Below are 10,897 nucleotides of genomic sequence, written 5' to 3'. Positions count from 1 at the left end.
AAAAAATACCCTGAGTTTTTTACTGAATTTTGTCATTGAGCCTGCAGATCAAAAATAAGTTTGAGCCAGAAATACCCTTAGTGTCATGATAATGAAATTGTTAGAATTTGTCAAGTTGTTTTTTTTGTTTTATACCATGTCAAAATTGGTCTGCTACGCGAAAAGTCTATTTTGTAATTTTATGATGATTTTAATACTTAATACAAATATTCTAAAAGTTATATAAGAATTAATTAATATATAATGTATCTCAGGTATAATGTTGTACAAAAGTATGCATATTCAATAAAATATTTACATGAAAAGCTTGCTTATAGAGAGGAATAGGACGGTAATATTGTTGCTTATAGTGATTTTTATTTTTGGTTTATACGCCTATATAAAAATGCCAAGGGAAAGCAACCCAGATATACAAATTCCTGTAATCAGCGTGTTTGTTGGACTTCCTGGAATTTCTGTTGAAGATAGTGAGAAGTTATTAGCTATTCCGATAGAAAATGAACTGAGGTCTATAGAAGGAGTTAAGGAGCTAAAGGCCCTAGCAACTGATGGCGGCGCTCATGTAATACTTGAATTCGGTACAGAGTATAGTAACAAGGAAGTGTTCGATAACGTCCGTTCAAAGCTTTCAAATATAAAATCGAAGTTGCCTGCTGAAGCAGAGTCTCCGGTAATCAGCGAAATAAACTTAAGCTTATTTCCTATATTAAATGTTGGATTGGTTGGTCATCTACCAGAAAGGGCTTTGACCGATATAGCGCGTAAGTTAAAAAAAGGAATAGAATCTCTGCCCAACGTCCTTAAGGTTGAAGTGGCAGGCGTGCGTAAGGAAACGATAGAAGTGATAATTGAGCCCACAATACTAACAAAATACAACATTCAATCAGATGAAATATTTCATGCTATATCGAGCAATAACAGATTAGTAGGAGCCGGATCGCTTGATAACGACACAGGTAAATATTCAATTAAAGTATCAGGGTTATTAAAAGATGTAGAAGATATTATGAACATTCCTATTAGGTCGCAAGGCGATGCAGTCTTGAGAATAAAGGATATGGCAAAGGTGTATCCTAGATTTGAAGATTATGAAGGATTTGCTCGCATCAATGGACTGTCTAGTGTTGTGTTAGAAATTTCAAAACGTAATGGAAAGAACATAATAGATACAGTAAATCAAGTGAAATACCTAATAGATAAGGCAAAAGACCAATTACCTAACAATCTAAAAGTGGTGTATTTAAACGACCAGTCAAAAAATGTCCGTAATGTGCTTGATGACCTAGAGAATGGCATAATATTTGCTGTGTTGTTAATATTAATCATAATGATACTCTCTATGGGCACAAGGACGGCCATTCTTGTAGCACTTTCGATACCTGGCTCCTTTCTTGTTGGAGTAATAGCCCTTTACTTCATGGGTATAACCTTAAACATTGTTGTACTCTTCAGTTTAATTATGGCAGTTGGCATGTTGGTTGATGACGCAATCGTAGTTAGTGAATATGCTGATAGAAAGATGATTTGTGGAATGGACAAGGTAGAAGCCTTTCACACTTCAGTTCGTGATATGTTTTCTCCAGTTCTATCATCGACATTAACTAAATTGGCAGTGTTTTTCCCTCTGTTATTTTGGCCTGATATAGTTGGTAAGTTTATGCAGTATATACCAATCACAATAATTTTAACTTTGACCGGTTCGCTCATTATGGCCTTGGTTTTCATACCAACACTCGGTGCAATGTTTGGTAAGCCTTCGGTAACTTCGAAAGAAGAAATTGAAAAAATGAGTGCAATAGAAAGTGGTGAGATAAAGAACACTGGGCCCATAATAAGAGCTTACGCATGCGCACTGGAGAAAGTTTTAGATCATCCTAAAAAATTTGCGTGTGCTACTATATTAGTTTTATTCTCGTTTAGTATATTATATTTCACTTTTGGTCCTGGAGTAAAGTTTTTCCCAAAAGTGGATTCAGATAATATTCTAATTAGAGTTCAAGCAAAAGAAAGTTTATCAGCCAAGGAACGAGATCTGATACTAAAAGAAGTAGAAAAGCGCATCTCAGGCATCAAAAAAGAAATTCATGCTTCTTATGCTAAATCAGGAACATTCTCAGATAACGTTATTGCCGAAATCCAACTAGAACTTGCAGATTGGCGCTTTAGGCGCAAAGCTAGACATATATTAAATGATATAAGAAGTAGTGTGCAGGACATAAAAGGAGTAATAATCGATATTCAAGAAGAAAATTCAGGACCATCAGCTAATAAGCCAATACAAATTAATCTCAGTGGGGATGAATCTAGCCTGGATTTAGCAGCAGAGCAAATTCTAAAAATTATGGATCAACCTTCATCAGGGTTTATAAATGTTCAAGACAGTAGGTCAACACCTGAAATAGAGTGGAATATGAATATTGATAAAAGTAAGGCTGCAAGCTCTGGAGTAAGTGTTGCAACCATTGGCGATTTTATAAAAATGGTCACAAGTGAAGTATTAATCGGAAAATACAGATCAAATAACCTGGACCAAGAAATAGATATTATACTCCGTTTTCCTGAACGAGATCGTAACATGAAGACCATAGAGAACCTTTTTATTAATACAGCTAATGGTCCGTATCCTATGAGCAATATAGTAAAATATGCTCCCGAAAAAAAGATAAACAAACTAAGTAGGATTAACGGATCACGTACAGTAACAATCTCTGCTGATGTTGATCACGGCTACCTGGCTGATGAAAGAGTTAAATTCATTCAAAACTCGATTGTTCAGGATTGGGACAAGAGAGTACAAATTGACTTTAAAGGCGATAAAGAAGATCAACAAAAATCAGAAGCCTTTTTGTTGAAGGCTTTTATATTGGCAATCACATTAATGATCTTGGTATTAGTGACACAATTCAATAGTGTATACCACACATTCATTGTAATGACGGCAGTATTTTTATCTACCACATGTGTATTTTTTGTTTTCTTTCTTGTCCATAAAGTTTTTGTAGTTGTTATGTGTGGGGTAGGAATAATTGCTTTAGCAGGAATTATAGTAAGTAATAATATATTATTACTTGACGCTTTTCATCACCAAGTTGAAGTATACAAAGATGACATTAAGCGATGTATAATAAATGCTTCGATTTCTCGCATTAGGCCAATATTGCTTACTGTTGCAACCACAGTCCTTGGCTTAATACCGATGATTACTAAGCTAAACATAAATTTTTTCACGTTACAAATCACATATGACGCTCCATCAAGCCAGTGGTGGGTTGACATTTCAATCACCATAGCATGTGGAATGTTAGCTGCAACGGTTCTAACCTTGTTTTTTACTCCTGCGTTGCTTATGATGCAAAGACATGAAAAAACTTGACTTAAATTAGTAATTATTTAATATTAAAAATAGTGTTCTTTGCCCGTTGAAGCTATAATTATAACTAATTGTATAGGATTTATTTGTATGATTGCTAACCGAAAAAGCAGTGTTAAACAGAAAAGTGACAAAAATAACTTAGTTGGAAGTATTGACATAATAAAAACAGCAGGAGAGCTTTCACTTCAAAAAGGTCTAGATTTTGAAGTGGTAATGAAGGCATTAGAAAGTGCAATAGAAGCAGTGGCTCTTCAAAAATATGGTAGTAAAAGTAAGGTTACAGTCAACATAGATAGAAACACAGGCAAAGTTACTGCATATAGAGAATTAAGGGTTATTAGTGATGAACCAAATGAAGAAGAGAGTGCTGGATGTGAATCAATTACTCTTACGCAAGCTAAGTTAATAAGAGAAGATGCAAAAATTGGAGATACTGTTAATGAATTGCTTTCTCTCAGCACTGATCTTGCTTCAGCAAGAATTGCCCAGCAAAGAATTGCTCAGGTGATTAAATATGAAGAATCGAAAAAGCAATATGAGGAATTTAAGGATAAAGTGGGAGAAATAAGATATGGTATTGTTAAACAAGTGGAGTATTCAGACCTGATCGTAGACATAAATGGCGCTAGGGCATACCTTCCATTGCGAAATTTAATCGGTGGTGAATCATTTCGTGAAGGCGATAAGATTAAAGCTTACATACAAACTGTCAAGCGTTCTGATGATGGACGTCAAATTATTCTTTCTAGAGCCTATGAAGGCTTTTTGGAGGCACTATTAAATCAAGAGATACCAGAAATTGCTGACGGGTTAGTAACAATTAAAGGTATAGCTAGAGATGCTGGTTCAAGGTCTAAAGTTGCTGTTTTCTCTCCTGATAAAAACATCGACCCAGTAGGTGCTTGTGTTGGAGTTAAGGGAGATAGGATAAAAACCATCATACATGAATTAAATGGAGAAAAAATTGATGTCATACATTACTCTTCAGACCTGGGCCAATTTGTTATCAAAGCGATTACTCCTGCAGAAGTATCGAAGGTTATTATTGATGAAAATGAAAACTGCGTAGAATTAATAGTTGCTGAAGATCAATTAAGCTTAGCTATAGGAAAAAAAGGTCAAAATGTAAGATTAGCCTCAGAGCTTGTTGGATGGAAAATTGAGATACTAAGCACTCAACAAGAATCAGAAAGGCGGAGTCGGGAACTCAGTCAATGTTCAGCTTTATTTGCTGAAGCTCTAAATTTAGAGGAGATTATGGGGCAGTTATTAGTCACAGAGGGTTTTTCAAGCGTGGAGGATATATCCAATGCTTCAATTAAAGAGCTTGCTTCGATAGAAGGCTTTAACGAAGATATTGCAAGTGAGTTGCATAATAGAGCAAATAAATATCTAAAAGCAGAAAATGACAAAAAAATAGAAGAGTTAAGAAGTTTAGGTATGGAAGATGATGTAATCAATTTGCCTTTATCAATAGACGATAAAATTGCTCTTAGTAAACATGGTATTAAAACTCTAGGAGATGTAGCAGACTTGTCAAGCTATGAGTTTTATGGTATACTCTCCTCTTCAGCGAGTGGTAAAGAGGACTTAAAAGACACAATAGACTCAATAATCATGGAAGCTCGTAAGAAGCTTGGTGTAATATAGCAAAATGTATGAATAACGAAGATATCAGTAGTAAAAAACTAACGCTTCAAGGTTTTAACAAACTCAAGTTGGGTCTTGATTTGAACTCTTCAGCGAGTCCAAGTACGGGAGCTACAATAGTAAAAAAAAGGAGAAGAAAACCTCATGAGCCAGAAGAGCAAGATGGAAGTAAATTAGGTTCCTTGACAGAAAAAGAGCAAATCTTCCGTATTAATGCTGTACAGAATGCCGCTTTGTTAAAAGAAAAGAACCTAAAAGAAGAAAAAGAAGTAGTAGTAAAAGAAGACAATGATGAAAAGGTTAATGATAAAGATGATGCTTCGGATGTTTCGTTTAAAGAAATCGAAGAAAAAGCTTCAAGTGGTGTTAGCTCAGTTAAGCCAATGGAGAGTGGAATTGACGATGAAGATGATGATGATAAAAAACCTTTAAAGGCTAACAAAGATATATATTCTAAGCACTCCAAGCTGATAATCGCGCAGTCAATAGATGACAAAATTGAACAATCCCCTGCATTTAAGCAAAGATTTGGTATAAGAAACAGAAAATCAAAATTCACCAAAGGTAAAAACATATCAAGAGAAGTTATTATACCAGATGAAATTACAATCAGAGAATTATCCGTTCGTATGGCAGAGGATAGCAAAGATGTGTTAAGAATGTTGAAAGAAGAAGTTGGTGAGAGTTACAGAGTGGATGATTTAGTGGATCCGGATATAGCATGTGAAATAGTGGAAAAATTTAATCATACAGCTAAACGAGTGAGTGATGCTAACAAGGAAAAGGGTTTATTTTTCATAGAGAACAGGGAAAGCTTGCCTAAAAAACCTAAGCCGCCAGTTGTCACTTTTATGGGACATGTTGATCATGGTAAAACCTCATTGCTCGATGCATTTCGTGAATCTAATGTTGCAGAAAGAGAGTCAGGTGGAATAACTCAACATATAGGTGCTTATCAGGTAGTTACAAAAAATAAGCAAAGAATTACTTTCATTGACACACCAGGACATGAGGCATTTACTGCAATGCGTGCATGTGGTGCCAACATCACTAATATAGCTGTAATAGTGATTGCGGCTGATGACGGAGTGATGAAACAAACGATTGAAGCAATAAACCATGCAAAGGCAGCAAATGTTTCTATTATAATTGCTGTTAATAAAGTCGATAAATCGCGATCTGGTGATGTAGAAAGGGTAATTAGTAGTTTACCTCAATATGACCTCATTCCTGAAGAACTTGGTGGTGATGTTATGGTTGTGCCAGTATCAGCAAAAAAGAAAATCAACCTAGACAAACTAGAAGAGGCGATTTTGTTAATTGCTGATCTAATGAAGCTTGAAGCGATAGAGGATTGTCGAGCATTTGGGTGGGTGATAGAATCTAAAATAGATAAAGCCAAGGGAATATCAGCTACGTTGATAGTTGAGGAAGGAACGTTGAAGGTTGGTGATATGTTGGTGGTTGGTACGACATATGGAAAAGTACGTAGTATGGTTAATCATCTTGGTCAAAGGGAAAAGATGGCTCCACCTTCTACTCCAATTGAGATCACTGGTCTAAACGGTGTGCCAGATGCTGGAGATAAATTTGTTGTTGTAAATTCCGAAAAGCAGGCACGTGAAATCGTTGAATACAGATTAGAGCTGGTCAAGAGAAAAGAGGAGGATTCAATCAATAATGATTTAGACATATTCAGTCGTAACGACAGTGAAACAGAAGAGTTACCTGTAGTTTTGAAGTGTGATGTAACTGGTTCTGTTGAAGCAATATCAAGTTCAATTGATAAACTTGGTAAAGATCAAGTGAAATTAAATATCCTACACAAGGCAGTGGGGGGAATAACAGACTCAGATGTGCTGCTTGCAGAAGCGTCGAGAGCAGTAATTTTGGCGTTTAATGTCAAAGTGGATTCAAAAATAAGGGATTTGGCAAAACAAAAAGGTGTAGAAATACGTACTTATAACGTAATATACGAACTTATTGACAGTATGAAAATGTGCTTGACTAAAATGTTAAAGCCTATAACACGAGAAGTGCGTATTGGCTCTGCATCTGTGAGACAGGTATTTAATGTATCTAAAGCTGGTAATATTATTGGATGTTATGTAAGTGATGGAGTCGTGAAAAAAGATTCTTTAATTAAGGTAATGCGCAACAATAAATTAATATATGAAGGAAAATTGAAAGCTTTGCGTAGATTTAAGGATGATGTTAAGGAAGTAGGTACAAACTTTGAATGTGGAATGTCTCTAGATGGTGATGCCGACATTAAGGTTGGAGATATTCTGGAAGTTTATCAATTAGTGCAGGAAGAAAGGGTACTATAATATGAAAAAAGAAATCAGGAGCCTAAAAATAGCATCTGTACTGCATAGAGCAATATCCAGAGTCTTAATGGAAGGTAAGGTATTCAATAAAAATGTAGTGATATCTGAAGTAAAGTTAAGTAAAGACTTAAAAAAAGCAGATGTATATGTAGTGCTATCTTCATTAAGCGAAAAAGATTGTGACATTAGCACTATTATTGACGAAATCAATCAATCTGCATGGTTGATACGCAAATCCATATTATGTTATGTTGATTTGCGATCTGTACCCAAGTTAGTTTTCAAAACTGATTTAGCATTCGATAATTTTGTTAATGTAAGCAAAATACTAAGTAGTCACACTTAATATGCATTTCGATCATTACCTTTCATTGATGAGGTTGCACAGTTTAACAGGTTTATGGCTTGTATTATTCCCTAGTTTAAGTGGTATTATTCTAGCCTCAACTCCTCTATCGTATCAGGCTTTTTTTCTCCTTATTTTGTTTACTATGGGCGCATTCTTGATGAGGCCTGCGGGTTGTATAATCAATGATATTTTCGATAAAGAAATAGATGCACATGTTGAACGAACAAAATATAGGCCACTTGCAAGTGGTGCACTAAACGTAAAGCAAGCTTTGATTTTACTTTCTCTGTTACTGTCCATTGCACTAGCAATCCTCCTGCTCACCAATAAAACTACACTTATACTTGGGGTAATCTCAATATGTATGATAATTATTTACCCTTTACTAAAGCGTTACGTTTGGTGGCCACAATTGTTTTTAGGGTTTACTTTTAACATGGGATTGCTCCTAGGTTGGGCGTCAATAAAGAACCAGATTAGTATAGAACCTATGCTCTTTTATGCAGGATGCATCTTTTGGACACTGAGTTACGACACCATATACGCTCATCAAGATAAAAAAGATGATGAAAAACTCGGAATGAAATCAACAGCATTATATTTTGGTGATACAACAAAATCTTGGCTAAAAAGGTTTCATTTAATATCTCTTATGATGTGGCTATATGCCGGTATCTTATCATCATTGAATAACATTTTCTATGTCGCTTTACTTGCTGTAGGGGTCATGTTTCATTACCAATATAAAAATCTCAACCCCGACGACTCCAGTCAATGCATGTCCACATTTAAAAATAACTCCTATGTAGGACTACTGCTTTTTCTCGGCATTCTTTTAGATAGAGTTGTAAACTGAAATACGACTAATTAAAAAAAGCTGCCCCAAAGGAGTTTAGAGACGCCGGGGAAGGCTTCGTTGGAGTTATCTATAGAGAAATCTATAGCTTACCAACGTTAGACATACTGCGCATTACAATACTTTCTTCAAAAATATACATGTTGCTCCACCAACATACCCTGGGCGTACAAGATCGCACTCATACCCAAGCTTTTCATAGAATGCTCTTGCCCTCTGAAAATTCATGGCTGTAACAGTTGCTATTTTACAGTGCATTTCCCAACCATAATCATGAACTTTTTCCATTAACTGCTTTCCCATACCTTTTTTCCTATGGTCGTGATGCACCCAAAGCAGATCAGTGTAAATTGAACCATAGATAATAAAACCGCTACAACCTGCAATAATTTGTCTAGCATCATCGTGAATAAAAAAAGCAAATGGATTACATGTACTTTTATTAGCGTTTTCTTCATTGATCTTTTTGGACAGGAATTCAATATCTCTATTGTTTGGGGACGCAGTATGCTCGATTTTCATCTTTAATTCCTCCATTCAAAACACTCAAATTGACCAAACGTATGAAACCCTAAGCGCTCATAGATTCGATATCCTGAATCACTTGATGCAGAAAGAGTCGCATATCTTACACCTATTTTTCTAGCAATATCCATAAGATGAGTGATCATTTGGGTGCCATACCCAAGCCCTCTTTTATTTTCTTCTGTTATCAAGCTGAAAATGCCGGCTGTGTCACTGTGGATAAAAAGAATAGCAATTACAACGGGAATATTATCTTCATACCCAACGAACAATTTTTCTTGTTGATTTAGGAGTGGTTCTGTGAGTTTTTCATAAAAGCTACGTGCTGTTACATCATATGTTTCAAGAACTCTGATAAAATGTTCAAGTTGATCTCGGTTCAATACTCGCTCTATTCTGATAAGTTGGTTGTTTCTGCTTTCAAAATTGGTTAGATCACACAACATAGCACGCTCTTCAGTTTCAGTAATAAAGCCGTGCTCCAGCAATTTTCTGCTTAATGCTTTTGAATCAATCGATGGGCTGATCCACCACGCGAAGGGCTGACCTTTAAATTTGTCTATAACACCTTAAACCTTTTCTGCGTGATAGTCGCCACAAACAATGTTAAACATCGAAGACCCGAGCCCGCAGTTAATTATCGTGAGAGCCTGGTCTGTTTTTATACTAAAACCTGTAGCTTCAGGCAAATATTTGAAGTGACCAAAGGTATTTTGCTTAATTTTCTCCAGCATATTTTCTTTCATGATTACGAAACTGTCTAATATCGCGCACTAATTTCTCTCTTTATCTTATACAAATTAATCAGGTGAAGTGAATAGAGTATCCATACTACTAAAAAAAATGTGGCACAAAATATAAACATTGCAATTAATGGCAGCAGTAGAGAACTTTCTATTGCTACTCCACCTTTTCTGAGAATACTTGCTGGCTGGTGGAGAGTAGCCCACAAGTTCACGGAAAATTTTACTATGGGGATATTTACGGCACTAAAGATGGCAAATACTGCTGCTGATTTTTTAGCTCTTTCTTCATTATCAAAAGCGCCCCACAGCGAGAGGTATCCAACGTATAGGAAAAATAAGATCAACATTGAAGTGAGTCTTGCATCCCATACCCACCAAGTGCCCCAGGTTCCTTTTCCCCAAATGCTACCTGTGATTAAGCATATTGCAGAAAAGACTGTTCCCGCAGGGGCGGCTGCGTGGGCCAGAACGCTAGCAATGCTGTTATTCCACACTAAGGAGATGAAACTGAGCGCTGCAATTAACCCATATATTCCAAGAGAAAGCCATGCCGAAGGCACATGAAGATACATAATTCGTACAATTTCTCCTTGTTTATAATCTTCTGGAGAGAAGAATAAAGCTAGAAATACTCCAACTAAAAAACATGCAAAACACGCAGCCCCAAGCCAAGGCAAAGCTTTTTTGGAAAAATAAGAAAGATGTGTAGGTTCTAGTAAAAACATTTGTTTCAACAATAACTGTGTTAAGAATTTATCAGTTAGTTTAAGCTTTATCAACAGGATAGTGCCTATGTTTACACAGACCAGCAAATTAGCGCAATTTCAGTCATAACTGCATGAACATTGCAATTTGACCCTGCCGTTATCCAATAGAAATGAAAAAAACTACTTGACAAATTTCGCCATCACACTCTGGGATTGTACATCTTAGAGGTTGAGCAATTTATTATGTATCTTGTTTGATAACAAAAGTTGGTGTAACCTTCATGCTTAAGAAACTTACTAAATAGAAAAAAAGGCAAAAGAAGCCCCGGTCGGTGGCTAATTATTTATATGTACCTCAAAT

At 35.9% G+C, this 10,897-nt stretch carries 9 protein-coding genes; 5 read left to right on the top strand and 4 right to left on the bottom strand.

Annotated elements, in window-relative coordinates:
- Positions 1 to 298: 298 nt before the first annotated feature.
- The 5 genes from DM84_RS02365 to ubiA all read left to right on the top strand — a co-directional run bounded on the left by DM84_RS02365 (position 299) and on the right by ubiA (position 8,558).
- Positions 299 to 3,373 carry an efflux RND transporter permease subunit gene (locus DM84_RS02365; protein ID WP_250778152.1) on the top strand — a complete coding sequence of 1,025 codons (3,075 nt, stop codon included), beginning with the start codon at positions 299 to 301 and terminating at the stop codon, positions 3,371 to 3,373.
- Between the two features lie 87 nt (positions 3,374 to 3,460).
- Positions 3,461 to 5,023, top strand: coding sequence for a transcription termination factor NusA (gene nusA / locus DM84_RS02360; protein WP_250778151.1), 1,563 nt, complete (start codon positions 3,461 to 3,463; stop codon positions 5,021 to 5,023).
- 8 nt (positions 5,024 to 5,031) lie between these two features.
- Positions 5,032 to 7,353, top strand: coding sequence for a translation initiation factor IF-2 (gene infB / locus DM84_RS02355; protein ID WP_250778150.1), 2,322 nt, complete (start codon positions 5,032 to 5,034; stop codon positions 7,351 to 7,353).
- A 1-nt stretch (position 7,354) separates the two neighbouring features.
- Positions 7,355 to 7,699, top strand: coding sequence for a ribosome-binding factor A (locus DM84_RS02350; protein WP_250778149.1), 345 nt, complete (start codon positions 7,355 to 7,357; stop codon positions 7,697 to 7,699).
- Position 7,700: 1 nt separating this feature from the next.
- Positions 7,701 to 8,558, top strand: coding sequence for a 4-hydroxybenzoate octaprenyltransferase (ubiA, locus tag DM84_RS02345; protein WP_250778148.1), 858 nt, complete (start codon positions 7,701 to 7,703; stop codon positions 8,556 to 8,558).
- A gap of 114 nt (positions 8,559 to 8,672) precedes the next feature.
- Here the strand turns inward: ubiA and DM84_RS02340 are convergent, their stop codons facing one another.
- The 4 genes from DM84_RS02340 to ccmC form a co-directional block, all read right to left on the bottom strand.
- Positions 8,673 to 9,095, bottom strand: coding sequence for a GNAT family N-acetyltransferase (locus tag DM84_RS02340; protein ID WP_250778147.1), 423 nt, complete (start codon positions 9,093 to 9,095; stop codon positions 8,673 to 8,675).
- Entirely contained in the window at positions 9,083 to 9,529 is a 447-nt protein-coding gene (locus DM84_RS02335) for a GNAT family N-acetyltransferase (protein WP_250778146.1), read from the bottom strand. The genes DM84_RS02340 and DM84_RS02335 overlap by 13 nt, the downstream gene beginning before the upstream one ends.
- Positions 9,530 to 9,652: 123 nt before the next feature.
- Positions 9,653 to 9,829: a hypothetical protein gene (locus DM84_RS02330; protein WP_250778145.1), complete on the bottom strand. Its 177-nt coding sequence runs from the start codon at positions 9,827 to 9,829 to the stop codon at positions 9,653 to 9,655.
- A 14-nt stretch (positions 9,830 to 9,843) separates the two neighbouring features.
- Complete coding sequence (gene ccmC / locus DM84_RS02325; RefSeq protein ID WP_250778144.1) at positions 9,844 to 10,554, bottom strand: heme ABC transporter permease CcmC; 711 nt, start codon at positions 10,552 to 10,554, stop codon at positions 9,844 to 9,846.
- Between the last annotated feature and the right edge of the window lie 343 nt (positions 10,555 to 10,897).

Origin of the sequence: Wolbachia pipientis (genome assembly GCF_023661085.1) — a bacterium.
In the GTDB taxonomy this organism is placed as follows: domain Bacteria; phylum Pseudomonadota; class Alphaproteobacteria; order Rickettsiales; family Anaplasmataceae; genus Wolbachia.
Note: the sequence above shows the minus strand (reverse complement) of the source record. Positions and strands in the feature narration are given on the sequence as shown.

Bases quoted from the DNA above. Each gene is read 5' to 3' on its own strand.
- DM84_RS02365 (WP_250778152.1), top strand. From the start codon at position 299: ATGAAAAGCTTGCTTATAGAGAGGAATAGGACGGTAATATTGTTGCTT.
- nusA (WP_250778151.1), top strand. From the start codon at position 3,461: ATGATTGCTAACCGAAAAAGCAGTGTTAAACAGAAAAGTGACAAAAAT.
- infB (WP_250778150.1), top strand. From the start codon at position 5,032: ATGAATAACGAAGATATCAGTAGTAAAAAACTAACGCTTCAAGGTTTT.
- DM84_RS02350 (WP_250778149.1), top strand. From the start codon at position 7,355: ATGAAAAAAGAAATCAGGAGCCTAAAAATAGCATCTGTACTGCATAGA.
- ubiA (WP_250778148.1), top strand. From the start codon at position 7,701: ATGCATTTCGATCATTACCTTTCATTGATGAGGTTGCACAGTTTAACA.
- DM84_RS02340 (WP_250778147.1), bottom strand. From the start codon at position 9,095: ATGGAGGAATTAAAGATGAAAATCGAGCATACTGCGTCCCCAAACAAT.
- DM84_RS02335 (WP_250778146.1), bottom strand. From the start codon at position 9,529: ATGTTGTGTGATCTAACCAATTTTGAAAGCAGAAACAACCAACTTATC.
- DM84_RS02330 (WP_250778145.1), bottom strand. From the start codon at position 9,829: ATGAAAGAAAATATGCTGGAGAAAATTAAGCAAAATACCTTTGGTCAC.
- ccmC (WP_250778144.1), bottom strand. From the start codon at position 10,554: ATGTTTTTACTAGAACCTACACATCTTTCTTATTTTTCCAAAAAAGCT.